The sequence below is a fragment of the Vibrio sp. B1FIG11 genome, assembly GCF_905175335.1.
Taxonomy (GTDB): Bacteria; Pseudomonadota; Gammaproteobacteria; order Enterobacterales; family Vibrionaceae; genus Vibrio; species Vibrio campbellii.
In genome coordinates this window covers 256,515-280,179 of sequence record NZ_HG992751.1, presented here as the reverse complement: position 1 = coordinate 280,179, position 23,665 = coordinate 256,515, and the positions used below count along the sequence as shown (strand labels likewise).

Annotated in this window: 20 protein-coding genes and 1 pseudogene; all 21 read right to left on the bottom strand. The window is 39.3% G+C overall.

Features of this window, described 5'->3' with window-relative positions:
• Window positions 1-114: 114 nt before the first annotated feature.
• The 21 genes and pseudogenes from KHO06_RS01285 to KHO06_RS01180 all read right to left on the bottom strand — a co-directional run bounded on the left by KHO06_RS01285 (window position 115) and on the right by KHO06_RS01180 (window position 23,611).
• On the bottom strand, window positions 115-663 hold the full coding sequence (locus KHO06_RS01285; protein WP_212581991.1) for a sugar transferase: 549 nt from the start codon (window positions 661-663) through the stop codon (window positions 115-117).
• A 3-nt stretch (window positions 664-666) separates the two neighbouring features.
• Window positions 667-1,581 carry an NAD-dependent epimerase/dehydratase family protein gene (locus KHO06_RS01280; protein ID WP_212581990.1) on the bottom strand — a complete coding sequence of 305 codons (915 nt, stop codon included), beginning with the start codon at window positions 1,579-1,581 and terminating at the stop codon, window positions 667-669.
• Window positions 1,578-2,786 (bottom strand): glycosyltransferase family 4 protein, encoded by a 1,209-nt coding sequence (locus KHO06_RS01275; RefSeq protein WP_212581989.1) that lies wholly within the window; start codon window positions 2,784-2,786, stop codon window positions 1,578-1,580. Before KHO06_RS01275 ends, KHO06_RS01280 begins: the two co-directional genes overlap by 4 nt.
• Before the next feature lies 1 nt (window position 2,787).
• A complete protein-coding gene (wecB, locus tag KHO06_RS01270) occupies window positions 2,788-3,918 on the bottom strand; it encodes a UDP-N-acetylglucosamine 2-epimerase (non-hydrolyzing) (RefSeq protein WP_212581988.1) in 1,131 nt (376 codons plus the stop codon).
• 20 nt (window positions 3,919-3,938) lie between these two features.
• Window positions 3,939-5,042: a capsular polysaccharide biosynthesis protein CapF gene (locus KHO06_RS01265; RefSeq protein WP_212581987.1), complete on the bottom strand. Its 1,104-nt coding sequence runs from the start codon at window positions 5,040-5,042 to the stop codon at window positions 3,939-3,941.
• Window positions 5,043-6,080 (bottom strand): polysaccharide biosynthesis protein, encoded by a 1,038-nt coding sequence (locus KHO06_RS01260; protein ID WP_212581986.1) that lies wholly within the window; start codon window positions 6,078-6,080, stop codon window positions 5,043-5,045.
• 2 nt (window positions 6,081-6,082) lie between these two features.
• A complete protein-coding gene (locus KHO06_RS01255; RefSeq protein WP_212581985.1) occupies window positions 6,083-6,937 on the bottom strand; it encodes a hypothetical protein in 855 nt (284 codons plus the stop codon).
• 162 nt (window positions 6,938-7,099) lie between these two features.
• The gene (locus KHO06_RS01250; protein WP_212581984.1) at window positions 7,100-7,972 is read right to left on the bottom strand and encodes a glycosyltransferase; all 873 of its coding nucleotides are present in this window, start codon (window positions 7,970-7,972) and stop codon (window positions 7,100-7,102) included.
• Window positions 7,972-8,289, bottom strand: a complete 318-nt coding sequence (locus KHO06_RS01245; RefSeq protein WP_212581983.1) for a hypothetical protein — start codon at window positions 8,287-8,289, stop codon at window positions 7,972-7,974. Before KHO06_RS01245 ends, KHO06_RS01250 begins: the two co-directional genes overlap by 1 nt.
• A 1,059-nt stretch (window positions 8,290-9,348) precedes the next feature.
• The gene (locus KHO06_RS01235; protein WP_212582488.1) at window positions 9,349-9,690 is read right to left on the bottom strand and encodes a hypothetical protein; all 342 of its coding nucleotides are present in this window, start codon (window positions 9,688-9,690) and stop codon (window positions 9,349-9,351) included.
• Window positions 9,662-11,068 (bottom strand): O-antigen polysaccharide polymerase Wzy, encoded by a 1,407-nt coding sequence (gene wzy, locus KHO06_RS01230; protein ID WP_212581981.1) that lies wholly within the window; start codon window positions 11,066-11,068, stop codon window positions 9,662-9,664. Before wzy ends, KHO06_RS01235 begins: the two co-directional genes overlap by 29 nt.
• A 342-nt stretch (window positions 11,069-11,410) precedes the next feature.
• On the bottom strand, window positions 11,411-12,469 hold the full coding sequence (locus KHO06_RS01225) for a nucleotidyltransferase family protein (protein WP_212581980.1): 1,059 nt from the start codon (window positions 12,467-12,469) through the stop codon (window positions 11,411-11,413).
• Window positions 12,466-12,969 carry a GNAT family N-acetyltransferase gene (locus KHO06_RS01220; protein WP_032803136.1) on the bottom strand — a complete coding sequence of 168 codons (504 nt, stop codon included), beginning with the start codon at window positions 12,967-12,969 and terminating at the stop codon, window positions 12,466-12,468. Before KHO06_RS01220 ends, KHO06_RS01225 begins: the two co-directional genes overlap by 4 nt.
• A complete protein-coding gene (locus tag KHO06_RS01215; protein WP_212581979.1) occupies window positions 12,966-13,952 on the bottom strand; it encodes a pyridoxal phosphate-dependent transferase in 987 nt (328 codons plus the stop codon). Before KHO06_RS01215 ends, KHO06_RS01220 begins: the two co-directional genes overlap by 4 nt.
• Window positions 13,936-15,099, bottom strand: a complete 1,164-nt coding sequence (neuC, locus tag KHO06_RS01210; RefSeq protein ID WP_009707911.1) for a UDP-N-acetylglucosamine 2-epimerase — start codon at window positions 15,097-15,099, stop codon at window positions 13,936-13,938. Before neuC ends, KHO06_RS01215 begins: the two co-directional genes overlap by 17 nt.
• Window positions 15,099-16,100: an N-acetylneuraminate synthase gene (gene neuB, locus KHO06_RS01205; RefSeq protein ID WP_212581978.1), complete on the bottom strand. Its 1,002-nt coding sequence runs from the start codon at window positions 16,098-16,100 to the stop codon at window positions 15,099-15,101. The genes neuC and neuB overlap by 1 nt, the downstream gene beginning before the upstream one ends.
• An 8-nt stretch (window positions 16,101-16,108) precedes the next feature.
• A pseudogene (locus KHO06_RS01200) lies at window positions 16,109-17,102 on the bottom strand (GNAT family N-acetyltransferase).
• The gene (locus KHO06_RS01195) at window positions 17,102-18,253 is read right to left on the bottom strand and encodes a LegC family aminotransferase (protein WP_212581977.1); all 1,152 of its coding nucleotides are present in this window, start codon (window positions 18,251-18,253) and stop codon (window positions 17,102-17,104) included. The pseudogene KHO06_RS01200 and the gene KHO06_RS01195 overlap by 1 nt, the downstream one beginning before the upstream one ends.
• Before the next feature lie 12 nt (window positions 18,254-18,265).
• On the bottom strand, window positions 18,266-19,456 hold the full coding sequence (locus KHO06_RS01190; protein WP_212581976.1) for a UDP-N-acetylglucosamine 4,6-dehydratase: 1,191 nt from the start codon (window positions 19,454-19,456) through the stop codon (window positions 18,266-18,268).
• 161 nt (window positions 19,457-19,617) lie between these two features.
• Window positions 19,618-20,610, bottom strand: a complete 993-nt coding sequence (locus tag KHO06_RS01185; protein ID WP_212581975.1) for a Wzz/FepE/Etk N-terminal domain-containing protein — start codon at window positions 20,608-20,610, stop codon at window positions 19,618-19,620.
• Between the two features lie 307 nt (window positions 20,611-20,917).
• Entirely contained in the window at window positions 20,918-23,611 is a 2,694-nt protein-coding gene (locus tag KHO06_RS01180) for an SLBB domain-containing protein (protein WP_212581974.1), read from the bottom strand.
• Window positions 23,612-23,665 lie beyond the last annotated feature (54 nt).

The following is a 23,665-nucleotide window of genomic DNA, read 5'->3' as shown; positions in this document are numbered from 1 at the left end:
AAAGTATAAACATCGTCGCAATAAGCCCAGACACAAAATCCTCTTATGAGAACCCTTCCCGGAAGAGGTAAAGGCGACAAAGACCAAAAGAGCGACTTTTGTCGCTCTTTATTACTATTTTACGGCATCTCCAGAGCCGCTACCAGTAACAGTCATCACGATGTACTTGAAGTAACTCTTCAATGTTAAAGAGTCGATCATCTCTCTATCTGTTTTTGCCAACAAAGCTGGTGTTGACATATCGATGTTTTGAACTTGCGCTAAACCTGTGATGCCGGGTAAAACGTTGTAGACACCCTTTGCATCACGTTCAGCAATAAGCTCTTCTTGATTGAACAAATTCGGCCGCGGTCCGACCAAACTCATTTCACCTTTTACCACATTGATCAATTGTGGTAGTTCATCAATCTTGGTTTTACGTAAAAAGGCACCAAGCTTAGTAATAGAAGCATTGCTCGCTAAATGGCTCGCCACTGACTTAGTCTCCACCGACATAGTACGAAACTTGATTAGTTTAAACGGTCTTTTATTACGCCCAACACGCTCTTGAACGAAAATTGGTGAGCCCGTATCAAACAGACCAATGATGGTAACAATGAGTAATATTGGCCATAAGAAAAGCAAACCGAAAAAGGCTGCTAGGAAATCAATTAAACGGATCATTTACTATTTTACTCCTGAATCACGCAAAGTCGCCATTGCTTCCTTCATTGTTAGAGGAGGAGTCCAACCCAACACCTCTTTGATGTTAGAAGAGTCCACTTCTAAGTGACCATAGAGTTGTTCAATCATAGCCGATTTACCCGTAAGTTTACCAACTAAGCGCATGACACTCACTGGTACTGGAAGTTGAACCACTTTTTTACCTAGCCCATAAGCAATGGCATTAGTGAATTCTTTAATCGAAACCGTTTCACCATCACTCGCTAAAAAAGTATGCCCTGAAGCATCCGGATGGATTGCACAAGTAACAAGTAAATCCGCTAAATTTTGAACTGCGATAAAATCCCTCCTGTTATTCGCTAAACCAAAAGGTACCAATGGAAGTTTAGCGACTAGCTTTGTTAACATTCCAAAATTTCCTGGAGCTTCTGGTCCATATACTAAAGTTGGTCTCACGATCACAACCTCAAGCCCAGTTTCTTCAGCTATTTTTTTTAGTCCAAGCTCTGCCTTGTATTTAGACTTAGCGTACGCATTATGAGGGTTAACTGATGAGTTAACAGAAAATCGCTTCTTACTCGTACATGTACCATTTACACCTATAGAGCTAACAAATACAAAACGTCGAGCACCTTGCTCTGATGCCTCGCGAGCCAAACGTAATGCCCCGGCCACATTCACGCTTTCGTAATCGTGATCGGAGAACCTGTTTGAGTGAGCTAACCCCGCTAAATGAATCACTACATCAATACCATCAAAAGCTCCGTCCCAATTAGTACCAATACCTAAACTATCAATAGTGAAAAACGATTGATAATCATGTTTCTCATCCGAACGTACAATATGCCTATGGATAACTCCTAAAGAGGCTAAGTTTCTTCCAATAAAGCCTGTAGAGCCCGTCATTAGAATTTTCATAACAACACCGTTTTGGAAACTTGGTTAGCAATAGCATCTAGGGCGATTTTCTCAGAAAAATGGGATATCAATACATCCCTTGTTTGAGACAAGTTACCCGAGCAATTCAAATCTGAAACATGATCTAGAAGTCGTGATAACTCTGAGACTTTGCCATTATTACAGTACCATCCGAGCTCATACTCAGAGAGAAGGCGTTCTAGCTCTGAATTTTTATCACCTACATAAATGATAGGTTTGTTTGCAGCCATAGAAAAATACGCCTTACTAGGTACTCCCAAACCGAACATCTCTGGTGCCAATGTCACTAAAGCAACATCACAAGCATTTAGACCTAAATTATTTTTCTCTAAATCCAACCGTCCATAATAGTGAACTCGTTCATAACCAACTTCTGAATTAATCCTTTTTGCTACACGTTGTACTTGTTCCACTTCTGATCCGCAGCCAATAAACAAAAAGCGACTTCGTTCACATTTCGTTTTTCCTATAGCTTCTAACAATTGATCGACCCCCTGTAAGCGCCCCATGTTGCCAAAAAACTGAAACACTGTGTTATCCTGCCAACCCAGTTCAAGGATCAATTCGTTCTGTTTCTTGGGTATCTCTGTGACTCGGTCTGTTGATGCCCAGTTTGGTATAAATTCAATTTGACTTTCTTTTCCTGTTTTTTTACCTAACAACTCTTTCATGTCACGACCAATACATATCAACTGCTCAGGCGACGAATAAACTTTCTTAGACAAGGTAGTCAAAATTCGATAAGAGAAACTAGATTTAGTGATAACTTTTGCTGGTACTAAGTTATTGGGAAATACATCATGAACCAAAACCAACCATTTAAAAGCTTTGAAAAACTTTAATAAAGATAACCCAAACATTGTTACTATGGGATTAGTCCCAGAAAACACCAAGTCAACACTTTTCAATTCTACCTTAATAGCCCGAATAAATGATATTGTCTGGCTTAACTGCCCTTTAAGTCGAGAAATAAGACTATTTTTATTATGTTTAGCAAACTTCACATAGCGTGTTTCGACTGTATATTGTTTGGAAAAGCCTCGAGCATATTCCGTATCGGGAGTAATAAGAATAACATCATATTCTTGTTGTAATTTTTTTACAATTTGCGACCAATAATAAGCAGTTGAATTATGGTTCTCACCGATATACTCGGCGAGAATGAGAACTTTATTTCGGCTCACTTTAATACTCTTTCCATACAACACGTTTAACGTAATCTGTATAGGAGTGTAAAATACGAACAACCTTATCGGACACATTCGGCATACTGTAATCTTCCACTCTTCTTAGTAAACGGCTCTCGCCACTTGGCTGACCTTCCAGTATCTGCAAGCCTTGCATGATGCGCTCAACTTCTAGACCCACCATCATCACCGCGGCTTCTTCCATTCCCTCTGGGCGCTCGTGCGCTTCTCGCAAGTTCAACGCAGGAAAGTTCATAATCGATGACTCTTCATTGATTGTGCCACTGTCTGAAAGCACCGCTTTCGCGTTTTTCTGAAGATGGTTGTAGTCATGAAAACCTAACGGCTTCAGAAGCTGAATGTTGGCATGAAACTCAATACCTTGTGCTTCTATGCGGTTTCGTGTGCGGGGGTGAGTCGATACGATAACTGGGTATTCATACTTCGCCGCCACTGCATTCAAGCTCTCCGCCAATTTAGCAAGCTGCTTTGGTGAATCGACATTCTCTTCGCGGTGAGCACTCACTACAAAGAACTCACCTTTAATCAAGCCAAGACGCTCAAGAACGTCTGAGTTATCGATTTGAGGCATGTAGTGGTTCAGCACCTCAAACATCGGACTGCCCGTTTTAATAACGCGATCAGCTGGAAGCCCTTCCGCTAACAAGTAATCACGAGCAATCGTGCTGTAAGTAAGGTTAATGTCTGCGGTATGATCTACAATACGGCGGTTGGTCTCTTCAGGAACTCGTTGGTCGAAACAGCGATTTCCCGCCTCCATATGAAAGATAGGCACCTTACGACGTTTCGCTGGAATGGCAGAAATGCAAGAGTTGGTGTCGCCTAGAACCAGCATAGCTTCCGGCTTTATCTCTTCCAGCACTTCATCTACTTTGATGATGACCTGGCCAATAGTTTCAGCCGCGTTCTTACCTGCAGCATTAAGAAAGTAATCCGGCTTACGGACCCCTAAGTCGTTAAAGAAGACTTCGTTAAGCTCGAAGTCATAGTTTTGACCGGTGTGCACTAGAATATGCTCACAATGCTCATCCAATTTTGCCAACACACGGGACAGACGAATAATCTCAGGACGCGTGCCAACCACCGACATGACTTTTAATTTCTTCATTTTTGTTTTCTCTTCAAGGTTTACAGTGGGAACGCAAAGGTATCTGGCGCTTCTCGGTCAAAAATCTCATTTGCCCAAAGCATAACGATCATCTCTTCATCGCCAATATTCGTGATGTCATGTGACCAACCTGGCACAGTCTCGACGATTTGAGGAACGCAGCCTTCTGTCTCCAGCTCATAGCGCTCCCCCGTCCCAATGTGTTCAAACTTAAAGCGAGCTTTACCCTTTAAGACAAGGAACTTTTCATTCTTGCTATGATGATAGTGCCCACCTCGAGTTATACCAGGGTGCGCGGTAAAGAAAGAAAATTGGCCTGCTTGCTTTGTTTTTAGCATCTCGCTAAACACACCACGCTCATCACCATAACTAGGGATGGTATAGCTAAATTGCTCAGGTGACATATAGCTTAAGTAAGTCGAGTACAATGCACGAACCAATCCTGTACCCACATCTTCCGTAACTAAGTTCTCTCGACTCTCTTTAAACGCTCGCAGTAAATCCGCAACCTCACCAACTGTAGTTGGGTACTCCGGTGAAACGGCTTTGGCCCCACTCGGCTCTGTACCATCAAGTAAAGCAATTAAGCTACGACAAACATCATCGATATAAACAAGCGTTACCGGAGCTTTAGGGTCGTTGATGGTAATATCTAGGTCATTGAGTGTGTTGTAACAGAAAGTGGCAACAAATGAGTTGTAGTTTGGGCGACACCATTTCCCAAACACATTAGGAAAACGATAGATATAAAATGGCGCACCGCTTTCTTGCCCATATTGCTCAACACTCTCCTCGGCAGAGCGTTTGCTCTGTCCATATGCGTTGTCTTGAAGAGCTTGAGTGGAAGAACTCACCACAAGGGGAGTCTTTCGCCCATGGGCTTTAAGCTGTTCGACAACGAAATCAGTAAAATCGGCATTGCCCTCTTGGAATTCCGCTTCTGTTTTTGGGCGATTAATCCCTGCTAAGTGATAAACAAAGTCAGCCTCCGCTAACGCATACGTCGTTTGCTCACTTGTGGTATCACGGTCAACTTCAACAAGGTCTTCATAGCCATGCTCACGAAGCATGACACAGAGGTTTTTTCCAATGAAACCTTTTGCTCCAGTTACAACAATCTTCATCTATACGCCCTCTGGAACAACCAAGCTTCCCGCTTCAATATCGACAATGAAATCAAGCTTACGTAACAGCTCAACCATGCCCTCGACATCCAAACGCTCAGTATTATGAGAGTTGTAATCTTCAATAAGGGATAGGTCTTTCTCGCCTTCTTCATTGTATTTTGAGTAGTTAAGATCTCGATTGTCTGATGGGATGCGGTAGTAGTTGCCTTGGTCCTCTGCTACAAACATTTCTTCACGGCTACACAGTGCTTCATACAACTTCTCACCGTGACGAGTACCAATAACGTTAACTTGGTGCTCATCCTTATGAGTAATGCGTAATAGTGCTTGAACTAATACATCAATAGTCGCTGCAGGCGCTTTTTGTACAAAGATATCGCCATTGGTTCCGTTAACAAAAGCATGCAACACAAGGTCAACCGCGTCGTTGAGGGTCATCATGAAACGAGTCATGTTTGGATCAGTGATGGTGATTGGTTGGCCGTTGATGATTTGACGTAAAAACAGTGGAATAACTGAACCGCGAGAAGCCATCACGTTACCGTAACGAGTGGCACAAATAGTTGTGTTGGTGTGCTCTAGGTTACGGCTCTTAGCAACAATGACTTTTTCCATCATCGCTTTTGAAATACCCATCGCGTTGATAGGGTAAACCGCTTTATCGGTACTTAGGCAAACCACGCGTTCCACATTATTTGCAATCGCCGCTTCGAGTAAGTTCTCAGTACCCAATACGTTGGTTTTTACTGCTTCTAGAGGGTAAAACTCACAAGAAGGTACCTGTTTTAACGCTGCCGCATGGTAAATGTAATCCACACCGCGGGTGGCATTAAGGACACTTTGATAGTCGCGCACATCACCAATATAAAACTTGAGTTTATCGTTGTTGTATTTCTTACGCATATCATCCTGTTTTTTTTCATCTCGGGAAAATATACGAATTTCTTTAATATCCGTTTCTAAAAAACGGTCTAAGACAGCATTACCAAAAGAGCCTGTTCCGCCTGTAATCAATAATGTGGCATTATTAAACATAATTAATCCTGAATCTTTAAATATTCACACAGACCCTGTGGTGTTTTCAAACACGTCACAGTGCCATCGTTTAAAAAATCTAATTGAGTATCACCAGGAAAAAAAACCGTACGATACCCCAACAAATGGTAACTATAAGCAAATGAAGAAAATAGAGATATTACCAAAAATGGACCTAAAATAGGTTCATTTATTACTTTAGAGTATTTCTCATACCCAGAAGCTTTATCAGTAGGGTGCTGTAAAAAAAGAATTTCGACATCATTAAAACTCGAACAATACTTCAAAATATCTAAAGTTTTTTCAACCTGCCCAAACTGTCCAATAAAGAGCACAGTTCTCTTATTCTTAGCGCGTTCAGCGTTGATAATTCGGCTTCTGTCAAAGTCAAGCTCCGGCGTTAGAAAAAACTTGCCGACCACATAAAACTTCTCGAAAGTTACTTCCGAAACTCCATATTTAAGATATACCTCGTCAACAAAGATTTTTTTTGGCAGCTCAATGACAGAAACAACACCATGCTGACAAACAGCAAAATCAACTTTACTATTCTTGCACGCAAGTGAAATATTAAATACTAACCGATCATAATGTCCTGCAACAAAAACTTTACGAACACGGCTATTTGATAACCATCTTTCAAATATGAGCAACTCTGCAAATGAAACAAAACCTTCACTACATAATATATTTCGAAGTCCAACCTCTCGAATACAAAAAAACAATTCTGAAACACTTAAAGATGCATTAAAATAAGAATAACCCATCTTGTTATTTAAGGTCGTAATATCTTTACCTTTTGCTAACACCTTTAGGTTTTTTTTTATGCGTATCACTCCATGATAAAAACGCTTCATTTAGTTCATTAGTTGCAAACTTTATTCTAAATGATGTCTTTAAAACCAAAAGTAAAATAAAAACAAAATAATAAAGAGCTAATAATGCAAAAAATACGACATTCAATCTAGTCAGATTGTTTTTTTTTAAAAACTCAAGATGTTTTTTTTGAGTTTTCTATGTCAATACTCTGCATTTACAACCTCCAATACTTTAGAATATTGCTTCCACATCGCTTCAATTGATAAGCAATTACTAAATTTCTTGTATGCTTTATCTGAATAACCGCTCAAGTCCAAATCACTATTGACTACTGACTCTAATACTTTTTGTATTGATTGTGAATTAGTTTCGATATAGATAACTTCCTGTTCTGTGAATACTTCAGGTATAGCACCAACTCGAGTCGTAATGATAGGTAAACATACAGAGCAAGCTTCTAATATTGCTATAGGCAGTCCTTCATCGCGACTAGGTAATATAAACGCATCGTAACCACCTAGAGCTTCACTAACATTAGACACATTTCCCTTAAAGTTAATAACACCTTTCAAACCATTATCAATGACTCTTTTTGTTAAAGGTGCTCTTTCAGGACCATCACCTAATATGTCGATAGTGAGGCGCTCTCTAATCAAATTTGAGTCTATAAATGCATCTACTATTAAATCAAAGCCTTTTCTAACGGTTAACGAACCTACTCCAACAAGCCTTAAATGTTGAGAATTAGATTCAGATGAGGCTTCGTATTTAACATGCGGAACACCATTATATATTGTATAAACGAGTTTCGCTGGATACTCTTTAGAAATAGTATTTCTTAAAGAATTATTCAGAGTTACTACAGCATCCGAGTTAACAATTGCACGGGACAATATTTTTCTTATCAAACTTTCAAAAAAGCCTCCCTTAATGCTTGGGAAGTATATTAAAAGCTGATTAACAGGGTTATCTGATGAATGTAAAATTGTAATCAGCTTTCTATTAGATTTTGAAAGAAAAAAAGAAAGGAACATATCATTAGATATAACCGTATTTGACGAAGAACTCAGCATTATTTTCTTAGCAACAACTTTAGCTGGGTACAAATATATATAACACAGCCAAAAAAAAAAGCAAACAATGGCACACGAATTAGCATATTTTTAATTGCCAATAGAAATTTACTTCTACTATATTCAACGGTTTCTTTGCGCTCACCATGAGATGTAACTTGAGCCTGATAGCGTTCTCCTCCCCGCCCTCCAAAATGAAAGACTCCTTGATATGATTCCTCGGAACTCAGATGGTTATTTAAGTTTTTTATAAAGCTAGCAACTCCATTTATACCTTTTAACGATCCTGAAGTCGCCAAAATAAAACTATTATCCATTTTTTATCAACAACCTTTAATATAAATAGTAAAACAATAAAAACAGCCACTAAAAAAATCATCTGCGCAGTAATTAGCAAATAAATATTAGAGCCGATTAAAAAACGTAATAATACATAGTATAGAAAACAAACCAAAACAGTTGTCAATAATAACTGCACAGTGATCTCACAAAACGCATTTATCCTAGTGTAATAAACAACACTAAGTAAAATCAAAAAGTTGAAAAGTATAGTAAGATAAACAAACACAATTGGGCTGATTGAATGTCGAAACATAAAAATAAATAAAATATTAAACCCAACAAAAAGCAGAAACCAAAAGACGTTTTTCCTAAGTAAAAGCTTGTTACTATTTTGGTATATCATATAGTTATACACACTTACGATTGGTATAATTAATGACATATATTTCATAAGATTTACAGAAGGTATAAAATCATCACCGTATAGACTAATTATTATTAGTTCAGCATTATGAAATATAAAAAGACTAACTAAAAGCGATGTGATATACGTGAACTTAAGATATTTAGCAAAAGAGTTGTTGCCCTGAGCTACATAAGGCAACAAAACAACTGCCCATGAGGTTATTATAACTAATGCAACTTGTATTAGTTTATAGGCAGCGGAATATATTCCATAGTCAAAGTTGCTAAGTATATACCCTAAAATGACCGAGTCAAATTTTCCATAGAATGAACTTGCCAAAGTTAAACCTAGTATTGGCAAAGCTTTATAAATAAGTGATAAATCAGGGAGGCATAGCCAATTAACTGAAATTAAATCGACTGACTTATAAAGAAAAATAAAACAAAGAATAAAGTTGGCTGATGAATACAATATTAAAAATGTAAAATAATCATCACTATCATCAATTAAAAAGTACATAGCCATTAGGAGTAGAATTTTTAAAACAACTCCTCTAAGAAAAAGTATTTTTTGTTGTTTAAAGTAAACAAACAGCCAATCATTAGAAATTATTTCACCAAATACTGAAAACGATAGTAACAAAATAGATAAAATTAACGTATTATCAAACCCACCGAATAAATACCCACTACCACCTAAAACTATTAGGAACAAAAAAGTAAAAAAAAAGTCTTATTTTTATAACGTCAATGGCTTTTCCAGCTAGTTTTCTATTCGAATACTTATTTGACCCACTCTCCTTTATAGCATAAATAGTTAGACCAAATGTGCCTAAAACTAATGCAGAATTAACAATACTCAAGGATAGATTAAAGACACCAAGAAGTTCTACGCCAAATGCCTTCGCATACATTGGTATCATTAAAAATGGTATAATTACTGAAAAAAATATTCTTAATGTAGAAAATAATATTCCACTTGTAACTTTTTCACTTTCAACATCAGTGAGACTTGAATTTAACTTTACCATTTATAAAACAAAACCTTGATAAATAATACAAGAATAGAAAAAACAAACAATACTTGCCTAAGACCCAAAAATTTGGAATTAAACTAGTTCTGGGCAAGAATAATATGTGAGCAATCAAAAAATAAGACAAAAATAAGACCATCCTATACTTAAGCCCCTTAACCAACAAAATAATCCCTATTGGAATTAATAGAGAGCCCAAAATAACATAAATTAGATTCATCACAGCTAGTTCTGCTACATATGAACTACCCAGACCTCCGCCATTGATATAATACCGAGGGTTCAACATATAGGTTAGTCTATGATTGAGATTAGGTCTTATTGCAACAGCTTCATCAGTTTGGCCCTGACTTAACTCATCTTTGTGAAAAACATATAAATATGGAAAAATAACAGGCTCTAATACAAACGGCACCGATTCATTATTCGAATTAAGTTCATCCCGATACAACTCTGAGAAATAAACAACATTTAAAGAATTGCCTTGTTGATAGAAGAATGTTGCTATTGAGTCAAAAATATCAACTTTATAATCCGAGTTTTTCATCCTGAGATCTACAGCCAATTGAGATGAAATCACAAGAACAAACCCCACAACTATTATCTTTAACTTTGTCTTTCTTGATATACCAGTAGCTTTTTTTGCATTAACATACCAGAAATAATATAACAAAGGCAATACGAATAATCCACGAGCACCCTTTAACGCATCTAAAAGACTTACTATCAAGAAAATATACAAATACCATTTTGATGATTCAAGCTTAGGGTTTGATGCAATCAAGAGGAAAAAACCAGCTATAAAGATGCTATGGGAATTGGCAATTATAACATTCCCATAGTCCACATACCTTAACCCTCCAGTAAATAATGACAAATAACCATTATTCATTAAGTATATAATTTCAAGGTAATACTTATATATTATCAAAGGTGTGGAAATTATTATCACTCGCTTTGACAGGTTGAAGATCTTCTCATCATAAACAGGAAATTTAACTCTATCAGATAGAAAAACAAGCCCCATGTTTATAATTGAATATGAAACCGCTACATAGGTTAATATTAAGTTATACTTAACCTCTGAAAATGTTTCTATTATCAGAGAGTTAATAATAAGAGCATCTTGATAACCAAAAAGATCCACAAATGGCTTCGATAATAAAAATACAATAAAAGTCAAATTAAAAAGATAGGCTAAACTTGACCAATCTTTTCTATAGGTTGACATTAAGACTAAATTCAAAATCACTAGAATAAATATCAACAGTTCTAAATCTTTAAAATCAAGTTCTAATCCTGATATTTGAAACAAAGTCAAAGAAATTAGTAATATGCTTGAAAACAAGCTTATTATTAAGTGAGCATTTCTCATGTTTAATTGTGGCCATATTTATTCAAAATAAACTCAACAAGTTCAAAATCAAGTTTATGATCTATATCAATTGAGACACTATTACCCATTAGATAAGTATATGATTGTGAATCATAAAAAATCTTTTTTTGCTGCATCTGAAACGAACCTTTTAGGCCGTAATTTGGGAATATTAATTCCATATTCATTTGCTACCTCAGCGATTTCTGAATCATCTTTACTGACAAAAATACTGTCTATGTACTTACTGAGGTTTACCGGCTAGAGGCACACGTTTTTCTTAGTGGTCGTTTGCTTACACTTCTAGCAGAAACAACGCTATAATCTTTTTAACGCTTATCACTAGTCCATCCTTAAAGTTAAAATGTCCACTTGAGCTCTTTTAAAATCATCCATGCGACCAATATCTAACCAATATTCATGAATAGGGAACATAAGTACTTTTTGACGTTCTTTCATATGCTGTTCGAGTAATGTAGGCATATCGATATTCTGGTTTTTTTCCACAGACTGAATAACTCTTGGAGAAACAACATAGATACCAGCATTTACAAAAAAGCGCTGCACTGGTTTTTCGACCATGCTTGTTATCTGGTTACCTTCACCATTAATAACACCATATGGTATTTGATAATCATATTCACGAACACACATAGTAGCGTCCGCATCATTTTCTATATGGAAGTTTAATAACCGTTGGAAATCCACCTTGGTTAATACATCTCCATTTATCATGATTAGAGGCAAATCTCTTGGCATATCTTCTGGCAGTAAGCCAAGAGCTCCTCCAGTTCCTAACGGTGAATCTTCATGTACATACGAGATATTAACGCCTAAATTACTTCCATCACCAAAGTGTTGGTGAATTTGCTCTGGCATGTAATGAGTCGAAATATAAAAGTTACTAAAGCCTGCTTTAATAAAACTTTTAACAACAGTTTCTAAGATAGGTTTATCACCAACCTTTAACATCGGTTTTGGACATGTGTCTGTTAAAGGGCGTAATCTGGTACCAAAACCTCCTGCCATTATAAATACTGGATTTTGATATTTATTTTTACTTAATGCACCGTGCAGCGTCTCCAAACCTACAACTTTGCCATCTTTGAGCAATGGAATTGAAAGAACACCTTTAGATTCCATTAAATCAATTAAGGTTTCTCTTTCAGCACCAACCTCTGCAACTGTTGGGTTTGTATTCATAACTAGAGCTATGGCATCATTTAAGGAAAGATTATTGAGCAAACCTCGTCGAATATCACCATCTGTAACGACCCCAACTAGGTGCTGCTCTTTATCAATAACCAAAGCAACGCGCAAGGCTTCTTTGTTGATAATTTCTAATGCTTCTAGAATTGTTGCTGAAGGTTCTAGCAACACATTTTTCCACTCGTGACTCATTGACAATCACCATAAATCTTTATGAACTTACAGAATTTTACTGGCTCGACTTCTTGATTAAAAGATCGAACTTCTTCTTCTATCGTTTTTATAAATCCTAATGATTCAACCGATTTAATAGAAGGGATATTTGAAGTTGCAATCCACGCGATTACTTTATCGACTTTATATTTCGTTACAGATAATCCTTCTTTGATCATGAACTTTGCTAACCCACGCCCACTCTTCTCAGAAGATATACCATATGCAATCTCAACTTCGTCAGCATCAGAATTATAATCTATATACAAATAACCTATCGCTTCACCCTTTTCACATAAAAGGTAGAACTCTCTAGAGCTACTCTCGATGGCTGCAAAAAAATGATGCTCTAGTTTTTCTTTAATGGGAGCCTCAGAAAAGCCCGACCAGTAGATATTTTGGGGTTGGCTTCTCAATCGAAAAAAGCTTTCAAAATATTCATAACTAGCGAGCTTCAACTCTAATTTTTCTTCATTCATTTATCTAGTTTCTTAATCAAGTTACAAATTCGTGAGATATCTTCTTGCGTATAGCGACTATCCAAAGGTAAGGAAAGAACGTTTTCTGATAACTGATTTGAAACCTGCTCAACTTCAGGCCAGTGGACCGCCAAAAAGATTGAATGCTCCATCAGTCCCTTTCTCACTTTATCGCGATTAGCTAACAGTAGTGGCAAGAAAGAGGGGAAGTTCACATTAATATCTATATATTGGTCGCTTCTAAGAAGTTCTTTGGCGGTCGTCAGATTTTCTTTACGTATCTTTAATTCTACGTGTTTATCACTATAGAACTGACATGCTAGAACCGTACTTTTATCTTCTGGTTCATAGATTCCAACACCGCTATCCAACAAATTTTCGGCATATGAAAAAGGTGATAAGTAATCACTCTCATTACCGATAGAATTACTGAGAAACTCAGCCTTTATGTTTTTTGCTTGATATTTGATCTCTGAAAATTCTGACAAACGTAACTTATTCAATCGTTCTAATGGTACGTTTGATATCAGTTGGCTGAAATCAGCTATTGCGGTTATTTTTCTTAAGCTATTAAAGTAACACCACTGTACATCAGCCAAGACCTTAGGAGGCTCGACACCAAAAACATCATCGATAATGAATGGAACTTGAGAGTGCTCTATCAAATTACGAAACGAAGTACTCTCATGACCAAAATACTTAACTAAATATACTGCACTAATATCTTGATAATCATCAGAAAACTCGAATTCAAAGTTATCTTGAACTGCATAAAATAGTACTTCGATATCGAATTCTAGTAATACATCAACAACAATTTGACATACAAAGTCTGGAACAAGAACCTTTTTCCCCTGAAGTGACATTGAACGAACAGCCCATCTTAGCGAAGAGCGCCCACTATTCGTCACTCCATAAAAGAGACCATCCTTGGCAAGCTCTTGCTCACCGCCTATCGTTCTATTTTCAGTATTTAACATCATAAAATGGCTTAGTTTTTAAACTATTCAAATCAACAGCCCTCAGAACATCTACCACTTTTTTAGAACTATTTCCCTGTCCGTAAGGGTTCACCGTTTGCAATAGAGACTCTTTAAATGCACCGCTATACACTTGGTCTAAAGCAGACGAGATTTCGGTAGCGCTTACGGCTACATCAAGAGTACTGTTCGCTCTCACTCTTCCTTTCTGGCGATCGCCGATATTAATAGTGGCAAGTTTAAACGATGGCGCCTCTACGATACCGCTAGATGAGTTCCCGACCACGGCATCAACGTATTGCAATGCTGATAAATACCTGAGCTGCCCCAGCGAAGTAAATGCAATCGCTTTGTCACTATTCTCTGCAACATAGGCATCGATCATTTTATTAATCAAACGACCACCAACATCAGCATTTGCCTTAGTAAATATGATTAACGTGTCATTGAGATTGTCAAAACCTGACAGAATCTCAGAGAAGTCACGTTCAACCTCTTCAACATCCTGAGTGGTCTCTGGATGATAGGTAAATAGCAAGTTTTTTGCTTTCAGCTTACAATCTATCGAGTTTTCAAATTCTTCTTTGGACATCAACTGCATGCGCAGCAAGTTATCTAAGCCGACTTCCCCAACCGTAAACACTCTCTCTGGCAACTCTCCCATTTGAATCACACGCGTTGAATATTCATCCATTGCGGTAAAGTGTAAATGAGACAATTTGGTCACTGCGTGACGAATCAGTTCGTCAATCGCGCCTTCTGTTAGCTCTCCGCCACTTAAGTGAGCCACTGGAATACGCGCAATATTTGCGGCAGAAACAATTGGGATTAACTCGTAACGATCACCTAATACAACCACGATGTCTGGCTGCAATTCATCAAATGCTTCAGCGAAGCTGATCTGCGCAAGCCCCATGCTTTTGCTTACTCCGATTGGAGTATCTGATGACAACAATATTTCTATTTTCTTGTTTACACAAAATCCATCATCAAGAATTTGCTGATTCGTCAGGCCAAATTCAGGAGACAGGTGGCTGCCTGTTGAAATGATCTGCAACTCTAGCTCTGGATCATTTTCAATGTCTTCCAATAGACATTTTAATAAACCATACTCAGCTCTCGTAGCCGTCACGACACAGATTTTTCTCATCAGATTAGCTCTCCAATTTGGTAGTCTTTTTTGGCTACAGAGCCAACGACTTCATCCCATCTTGTTGGAGAGATGCCATTACCAGGGCGTTTAATTTCTAGCATATCAGGAGTAATCAACTGCCCTTCCGATATCTCTTGTCCTGCAACAATGCTTTTTCTAACAACATTTCGATTAGCCTGCTCTGTTTTTGTCGGTACTTTCCAACCTGAACCAAGCGCTTTTTCAATATTACGAATTGATGTGACCATATCTGACAACTCTTGTGGCTCAAGGCTCGCTTTATGGTCTGGTCCTTCCATAGTGTTGTCTAGTGTAAAGTGCTTCTCAATAACCTTTGCTCCCATTGCTACGGCTGCAACGGGAATTTCGATGCCTAAAGTATGATCAGAGTATCCGACTGTAATACCTGGAAAGGCCTTTTCTATCGTTAACATCGCCGCCAAATTAACGTCTTCAGGTGCAGTAGGGTAATCTGTCGTCGCATGCAAAACCGTAATGTCACTTAGAGTTAATCCTGCATCAACTAGGGTCATGATTGCATGTTCAACTTCATGTAAGTAGCCCATTCCAGTAGATAGAATAACTGGCTTTTTAAAGCTAGCGATATGACGTAAGAATGGTGTATTGGTTAATTCACCAGAGCCAATTTTGAAGACATTTTGCAGCTGATCAAGAAATGTTGCGCTTTGCTCTTCATCTGGCGTAGACATAAAAGTAATCGCTTTTGAGTCACAGTAAGCCTTCAAATCTGAAAAATCATTGTAGCTAAGCTCTAAACGCTTCAGCATCTCAAACTGCGTCTCTTCTCGCTGAGTATTCTCTACTTGATACTCGGCCATTTGCGCATCTTCCGTAACCAGCAGCTCTGTTTTCCATGTTTGGAATTTTACAGCGTCAACGCCAGCCTCTACGGCTGCATCAATCAATTTCTTTGCTAGCTCAAAGTCACCATTATGGTTTACACCCGCTTCTGCGATGATAAAAGTCTTGTTTGTCATGGTTACCTCTAAGCTCGGTATAATTGAAATAGTTTTGGAGGGCTTACATCTTTATGTTGTTCAGCCCACATTTGATTCAGCATTTGACGTTTTTCAGGAAGAAAGTCTAAGCCCGCAATATAGAATGGCATCGTAAGTGGTGAGAACTTCGACTTAAACTTAAACAGGCTGTCATCAGGAGAAGACGTTCTGCCACCACCCAGCATCATATAACGGCAGCCCTTGCTTTTAGCATGTTCAAAGGCGGCATCAAGTAGCAGGTAGTTACCATTTTCTTTGGCTAACGCTTGGTTGTTCGCCGACAAATGATAGTGAGCTAATTCTTTCCCACACATAAAAAAAACCGATAGAGGCGAAAGTACTCTCTTTCTTCGTTGCTAGTAAGTCGACTCCTTCCAGAGCGCTCAGAGCATTAAAATAATCTTCTTGGAAATAAAAAAAGTCACTTGCAGAGTTTTTCTGCATCGTTTCGTAATACATTTCCATAAAGCTGGAAAGCTCGACTGAGCTCGTCTCTATTGTGAGTTTTTTCTCAGCCTTTTTTATTATGTTTCTTGTCGTTTTTGAATATAACTTGCGTCGTTCTTCTGTGCTTTTTTCCAAATCAACAATGACCACTTGCCTTTCTGGTAAGTTCATTTCGAAAAGCGAGGCCATATTCCCTAAAGAATTAAATGGATGAAAACGGATAAATTCACATACTATGTTTTGCTCTTTACAGAAATCTCTGTAGGCACCAAAAGCACGACATAAAAACTGCTCATCTAATGAGTTCGAAACTGGACCACCGTAACCATATGGAGTTTCTAAATCATATAGTTCTTCGTCAATTTCTTTGCCTGAAACATTTTTGATACGGCGTTTTAGAGCACTAAACTGCACATTGGAATCACCTTCTTCATACTTGAATTCAAAGTGTTCACATTCACCTTCATACAACGCGGAATATTCTCGTTGGTAATAGATATCTGAGGGTAAATTTCTAATTGTAATATCAGTCATCATCTAGCTCGAAGTATTGGAGTACTAGGCAAATTAATTAGGTGCGCCTCAATAAACTCTGAGTAAGTTAGGTCACCACGTATTGCATTCTCAAACATAGGTAATCTGTGCATGAGCTGCCAAATCGGTCGAGTCATCACACCTGAACCATTTGTGCCTTTAAGTACCTCTTCACGGCTTTCTTTATCCGAGCAAATGATCGCATTTAACCAATAGTTTGACTGCGCATATTCAGGTTCAGTGACAAACTTGATGTCTGAACCTTTAAAAAAGTCATTGTAACCTTCAGCAAGCACTCTCTTTTGTTTTAGGTACTGCTCGATAACTTCCATCTGAGCACACCCTAGAGCTGCATTCAGGTTTGGCATACGATAGTTGAAACCAGGTTCATCATGGAAGAATTCATACGGATGAGGAACTTTTGCTGTCGTCGTGACATGCTTAGTACGCGCACCTAATTCTTGAGTCTTACATAACACCATGCCACCACCGCCTGTGGTGATGATCTTGTTGCCATTGAAGCTGACAGCACCAAAATCACCAATAGTACCGGTGTGTTTGCCCTTATAGAACGAGCCTAGGCTTTCTGCGGCATCTTCAACCAACGTGATGTTCCATTTCAAGCAAACGGCAACCAGTTCATCAAGCTCTACAGGGTGACCAAACGTGTGCATTGGTACAACGGCTTTGATTCTTCTACCTGTTTTTTTATGGATACACCCCGCGTCTGTGACTTCAGCATTCTCTTCTAAAAATGTATCCACAGCCTTAGGGCACAACCCTAAACTCACTGGAGATACATCCAGAAAAATAGGCTCAGCCCCCATATGATAAAGAGCATTGCAGGTTGCAACAAAAGTCAAAGCTTGCGTGACGACCAAGTCGCCTCTTTGAACATCAGCCATGTACAATGCAGCATGCAATGCTGCTGTGCCATTCACTGTCGCTACAGCTTTAGCCGTACCAGTGTAAGCTTCAATTTTTCTCTCAAAATCATCAACAAATTTACCGACGCTAGAAACAAATGTACTTTCAATCGTTTCCATTACGTACGCTTTTTCGTTGCCATCGAACGTCGGTGCATGTAAAGGAATAAATTCGTCTGTTTTGTAAGTATCTCTCACAAATTCAACAATAGATGTCGCTTTCATCGAATGCTCCACTTACATCTTGCTATCGAGGTATTTACCCGTTTCTTTGTGCCCAAAATCAGGGATCATGGTAAAGAACAGTTTCACAATCTGCTCTTTAGTCCAAGCTCGCTCACCTTTCATCTCAGAGATGCTGCTTTCAAACAAAGTAAGAAGCTCTTGCTCATAAAGAGGTTCATTTTTGATGATGCCCAGATTTTCGAATCGAGACATATCCAGCTCTTCTTTATCTGTAAAAAACTCTTCGAAGTCTTTTTCACCTGTTGTATCACTTGCAGTAAATAAACATGGCCACTTACCTTGCTCTGGCAGCGTATGTGCAAGTTGGCGTGCTTCTTCTTCTGTCTCACATAGGTGAGGTTCAAAACCAAGTTGCTCTAGGTATTTCACCGCAATATCTGCAAACGAAATAAGATGCAGAGCTTCGCTCAGTTTCGGGAAGAAAATGTCACGGTTTTCACCAAAGATACAAGACATTAAGCATAGTTCACCCGACTCTTGAGGAGTAACAAAATAACGCTTGATGTCGTTTGGGGCTACGATAGGTTGACGCTTTTGGATACGTTGGTTAAATCCGTGTAGCAGCGAGCCATCAGAGAATGCCACATTTGCAAAACGAGCAGTTGAGATTGCCATTTGCTCACTTTTACGCATAAGGAACATTTCCATAATGCGCTTTGACGCCCCCATCATGTTAACAGGGTTTGCAGCTTTATCTGTTGAAACACAGAAGTACTTTTTCGCACCAGCATCAATAGACTGCTGAATTGTTTTGTCGGTATTAAAAACATTTACATCGATCATGCGCATCAATGTATAAGGATCTTTTTCACTTCTAACATGCTTAAGCGCAGATAGGTTCAATACATAATCGAACTTACCATCGGCTTTAATGAATGCGTCGTACTCTAGAGAACCAATGTCCAAAGCAAATGTTTGGAAGTCACCATCAATGTAACCAAATGAACTACGGATATCTCGAACAAGCTCTACCATATTGTTTTCACTAATGTCGACAACATGTAGCTTCTTAGGGTTACGTTTGAAAATCTCTTTAGTTACGGCTTGTCCGATTGAGCCAGCGCCGCCCAGAACAAGGAAACTTGACGCAGAAACAATACGTGATAGCTCTGCTTCATAATTTTCAATATCTTGCGTAAACAACGCATCAGTACGGCCAATCAGTGGCAAAATCTGGTTCATTTACGATACCTAACTTAAATTATTCATTCGTTTCATCTCAGACATATAACCCCATCTGAGACATTTTCATTCAAAATGAGACGACTTATTCCGGCTATCTCATTGTTATTAATTGGTTTCACCCATTTGACTAAATCAGCCCCAATAGGTAACTCAAGGTCCTAGGTCCTAGGTCCTAGGTCGTCTATATCTTCTTTTCGAATCGCAAAACGTACTAGCACAATCGCCACGCCTAACATGCAACCAAGTAATGTGCCTAGCACACAAATCAATGCGCGTTTTGGTCCGTCTTTTAGTTCAGGTACCACGGCTGGATCAACAACTTTAAAGATAAACTCTTCTTGTACTTCCGCCAACATTAGGCTTTTGGTTTGTTCTTCAATCAACTTGTAAAACGTGCTTTGCATGTCAGCCACGGCGGTTTTTTGTAATTGTGTGTTTAAATATGCTAAGTTTTGAGACGTTTCTGCTATTGTGCGTTCACGCATTACTTTGTTGATGTCTTCAATCAACCAGTCCACCCACTGCTGTGCCAAATAAGGTGAGTAGTTTTTAACTGATACTGTGTATAAACCACTTTCTTTATTTTGATTAACGCTCAAGACATCTTTGCTGAACACTTCAAACGCTTCTTGCGCTGTTGGGGTTGCGCCACGTAGGCCTTTTGTGTCACGTAACCACTCACCCGTATTTGGGTTATAGAGCTCTTCATCTATGATGAGCTTGTTATTTGTTAAATCCCAATCTTTTGCCGCCATTAGTGGCACGAGTAAATCATGTTTGTTGATGAATGCGTCTACAAACTGGCGAGACTTCATCACTTGTACGGCCAAATCTGTTTGAGAAGATTCGCCTGCACCCAAATTAACGCCTGCTAGTGCCGCAAGGCCACCGAACTGCCCTGCCATTTTTGAAAGGCCGCCACCATTTGAGCTTTCTGCCGGGGCAAGCAACGCATCTGATTTATAGATATTTGGCAAACTTAGTGCGTAGAGTACCGCGCCGACAGCAAAGACAAATGTAGCCACAATGATGATCAATTTACCTTTCCACAATGCGCCGAATAGTTCGCGTAGGTCGATTTCATCATCTATGGACTTGGGGTGTAGTGGGTATGATAGATAATTTGGATTGGGTTCTTTTTGTTGTTCCATTGGTCTTTAATCCTAAGCTCTGAACTTCATTATATTAAATTCAGAGATTGGTGAAATTTAATAGATTGATTCCACTTTTCGAAACTCAGCCACGCGGTTCTAGATTCCTAACCTAGTCTCGCTTCGGCTCGCTGGAATGACGGGTTGTTAAGGTGACTAATACCGTTAAGGTACTTTCTGCAATATTTATTCTATTAGATTAGTCGTGCTAACAAGCGGAGCTTATGCGACCTAAACAATCACATAAGCTCTTACTATTAATAAGTTTTAAACCTTGATCAATGTCTGAAAGTTACTTCTTAATACCTTACTTCAGCGCGTTAATCGCTACACCTGTTTGGTAAAGAATCTGTGTTGCAGCAGTCCAAGTGCTTAATGCATCGCGGTAGTCAGTATCAATTGGTACAACAATGGTATCGCCCGCTTTTAGTTCTTCATGGTTATTACCAAACCAATATCCTGATGTTGGTTTGTAAACCGAGCCATCTGCGCGCACAACGAAGATACGGTCTTCATCTGCTTGCTTCTTCGCACCACCAGCTTTGTTTAGGTAGTCATCCACATCTAGCTTGTTATCCAACAAGTACGTGATTGGCACCTGAACTTCGCCCATGATTGAAACCGTATTACGGAAGGTCGGTACGAACAAGAAATCTCCATCTTCCAACATAAAGTCAGCTGAGCGTTCATCTTTCAAGATGCGATTAAGCTGCACAACCATGCGACCAAGCGCTTTGCTCTTGCTTGCTTCCTCAACAAACTTAAGCGTTTTATCTGGGTCAGAAATCACCGAGCCCATATTGCTATCTGCACGGAAGGTTTTCTTCGCGGTTTCTGCTCGCATATCTGCAGCATATTGGTTTAGTAGCTTTTGCTCTTGAAGGCGCAAAGCCTCGCGAGTAAAGATAGCCCCTTGTGGGTGTGCAAATTCAGTTAAACCGCCAGCACGCTCTAATAGTTCACCTAAGGTTTCTCCCTGACGCACTGTGTAAGTACCAGGGAAACGAACTTCACCTTGTAGGGTTACGGTGCTTTGTAGTTTAACATTCGGCTTTTCAAGAATGTTCAAACGGTCACGGCCAACAAGAATCGCATCATCGGCTGTGCCCCCTTGAATAGCTTTGCGTAAGTCAATGCGTTCTACATCGATCGATGCACGTTCATCCTTACTACTGATCACGGTGCGAGCCAGTTCTGCATTAATAGTAAATGCATTGTACGTTAGACCACCCGCTGCTTCGATTAGGGTAGACACTGACATGCGTGGCGTGAGTGGGTAACGACCAGGGTGTTTGACCTCACCAAATACTTCAGCGATTTGCGGTGCTAAGCCTAAACGAGATTGCTGTTGGAGCTGCAAAAGTACGGGAGCAAGTAAAGTGCGACGGGTGTTTTGCTTCAACGCATCAAAATCTTCTTTGGTGATTTCTTTTCCACGGAATATGATTTTCGGTTGCTCTGATTTTTCAGTTGAAGATTGTCCCATTGCCATATTGTCTGTCGTTGAAGATATCGCAACAGAAGAGCTCATCACCTCTTGCTCTTTTTGTTGATCCAGCTCGGCTTTAAATTGTGCTTGCTCAAGCGTTTTCGCTTTCGTAACCGTATCTTGATCTGCAAGGGTATCTAAATCTTCATTATTGAAACGGTTAAATACCAGCACTCGGTCACGTGAGTTTAACTTTAGGTTATCTTTGCTGCTCGGCGAAAGAATCGCGTTAGCAAGATTTACTTGATAAACCTCGATGTCACGTTGTGGGTTAATCTCACGAACAACGACAGCATAGTTAACGTCAGCGGTAGAGTTAAATGACGTATCTACCGACTGGAACAAATCAGCAACACGCAGGCCGCTCTTCCATTCGATAAAGCCCGGATGACGAACATCACCTTCAATCTGCACGTAACGGGTTAGTTCTTCACTCTTCTTCAGTACATTAACGGCGTCGCCATCTTTGACTTTGGTTTGTTGATCGTGAGACTGGCTGAAGTTAAGGGTTAATGCATCGCGAGCACCTTTTGCTGCATAACGTTTGACTTCAATTTGATCACTGTAAGCGTTAGCAGTAAAACCACCTGCCATTTGAATCGCTTTCTTGTAGGTTTCACCTGATTTCACTTCATAGATTGCAGGGCGGTTTACCTCACCATCAATAGCGATGGTATTACCAACAGCACCAATAAAGACCACATCACCAGGTAACAGTCGTACATCGTTGCGCGCGTCGCCTTTTAGCAGTAGGTCATACATATCAAGCTTGCGAATTACCTGACCATTACGCTTTAACTGCACGTTACGTAGTGCACCACTCTCACCAAAACCACCACTGTAATAAATGGCTTGAGAAATGGTGGTTAGCGCGCTGACGGTGTAAGCACCCGGTTTGTAGGCATCCCCCATTACAAACACTTGCATGGTGCGCATCTCACCCAGTGAAATATCGCTGCGAACACCAATCATTTGCTCTTTTACACGTTGGTTTAGTGAATCACGAACGTCAGAAAAGCTCATGCCAGCTACTTGAACTGGGCCAAGTGACGGGAAGTTGATGGTACCCGCGCGATTGACTCGTAAACGGTGGGTCGTATTCTCTTTACCAAACAGCTGGATAACGATTTCATCACCAGCTCCTACCGTGTAGTCGGCCGGAACAGGTACATCACTTACTGGGGCGAATGTCGTTGGTGAGCCAGCAAACAGATCTAGGCCAAAGCGCTTAAGCTCTTCATCTTCTTTAATCACATCCGCTTGGTTCGTTTGATTGGCTTTACTCACCTTTGGGCGAGGATCAATCACTTGAGAGTTTTGATAGTTACTCGGCTGAGAAGAAGAGCCAGAAGGGAGAGAAATGCCGTACTTACTTGCTAGTGCTTGTTGTTGGTCAGCAGGTAGGCTTTGGAACATTTGCATTTGTTCCGGGGTTGGAGTTTGCGCATGACTGAATGGCGCAAAAACACTTGCCAATACACAAGCGGCAATCGAGAAATATCCTTTAAGCATGATAATTCGCTATTTAAATCGAGAGTTAAAAAATCCTAGTTACTAAAACTAGGC

Excerpts from the sequence above, each read along its gene's own strand:
- KHO06_RS01285 (WP_212581991.1), bottom strand. The coding sequence starts at position 663 with ATGATCCGTTTAATTGATTTCCTAGCAGCCTTTTTCGGTTTGCTTTTC.
- KHO06_RS01280 (WP_212581990.1), bottom strand. The coding sequence starts at position 1,581 with ATGAAAATTCTAATGACGGGCTCTACAGGCTTTATTGGAAGAAACTTA.
- wecB (WP_212581988.1), bottom strand. The coding sequence starts at position 3,918 with ATGAAGAAATTAAAAGTCATGTCGGTGGTTGGCACGCGTCCTGAGATT.
- KHO06_RS01265 (WP_212581987.1), bottom strand. The coding sequence starts at position 5,042 with ATGAAGATTGTTGTAACTGGAGCAAAAGGTTTCATTGGAAAAAACCTC.
- KHO06_RS01260 (WP_212581986.1), bottom strand. The coding sequence starts at position 6,080 with ATGTTTAATAATGCCACATTATTGATTACAGGCGGAACAGGCTCTTTT.
- KHO06_RS01255 (WP_212581985.1), bottom strand. The coding sequence starts at position 6,937 with ATGAAGCGTTTTTATCATGGAGTGATACGCATAAAAAAAAACCTAAAG.
- KHO06_RS01250 (WP_212581984.1), bottom strand. The coding sequence starts at position 7,972 with ATGCTGAGTTCTTCGTCAAATACGGTTATATCTAATGATATGTTCCTT.
- KHO06_RS01245 (WP_212581983.1), bottom strand. The coding sequence starts at position 8,289 with ATGGATAATAGTTTTATTTTGGCGACTTCAGGATCGTTAAAAGGTATA.
- KHO06_RS01235 (WP_212582488.1), bottom strand. The coding sequence starts at position 9,690 with ATGGTAAAGTTAAATTCAAGTCTCACTGATGTTGAAAGTGAAAAAGTT.
- wzy (WP_212581981.1), bottom strand. The coding sequence starts at position 11,068 with ATGAGAAATGCTCACTTAATAATAAGCTTGTTTTCAAGCATATTACTA.
- KHO06_RS01225 (WP_212581980.1), bottom strand. The coding sequence starts at position 12,469 with ATGAGTCACGAGTGGAAAAATGTGTTGCTAGAACCTTCAGCAACAATT.
- KHO06_RS01220 (WP_032803136.1), bottom strand. The coding sequence starts at position 12,969 with ATGAATGAAGAAAAATTAGAGTTGAAGCTCGCTAGTTATGAATATTTT.
- KHO06_RS01215 (WP_212581979.1), bottom strand. The coding sequence starts at position 13,952 with ATGATGTTAAATACTGAAAATAGAACGATAGGCGGTGAGCAAGAGCTT.
- neuC (WP_009707911.1), bottom strand. The coding sequence starts at position 15,099 with ATGAGAAAAATCTGTGTCGTGACGGCTACGAGAGCTGAGTATGGTTTA.
- neuB (WP_212581978.1), bottom strand. The coding sequence starts at position 16,100 with ATGACAAACAAGACTTTTATCATCGCAGAAGCGGGTGTAAACCATAAT.
- KHO06_RS01195 (WP_212581977.1), bottom strand. The coding sequence starts at position 18,253 with ATGAAAGCGACATCTATTGTTGAATTTGTGAGAGATACTTACAAAACA.
- KHO06_RS01190 (WP_212581976.1), bottom strand. The coding sequence starts at position 19,456 with ATGAACCAGATTTTGCCACTGATTGGCCGTACTGATGCGTTGTTTACG.
- KHO06_RS01185 (WP_212581975.1), bottom strand. The coding sequence starts at position 20,610 with ATGGAACAACAAAAAGAACCCAATCCAAATTATCTATCATACCCACTA.
- KHO06_RS01180 (WP_212581974.1), bottom strand. The coding sequence starts at position 23,611 with ATGCTTAAAGGATATTTCTCGATTGCCGCTTGTGTATTGGCAAGTGTT.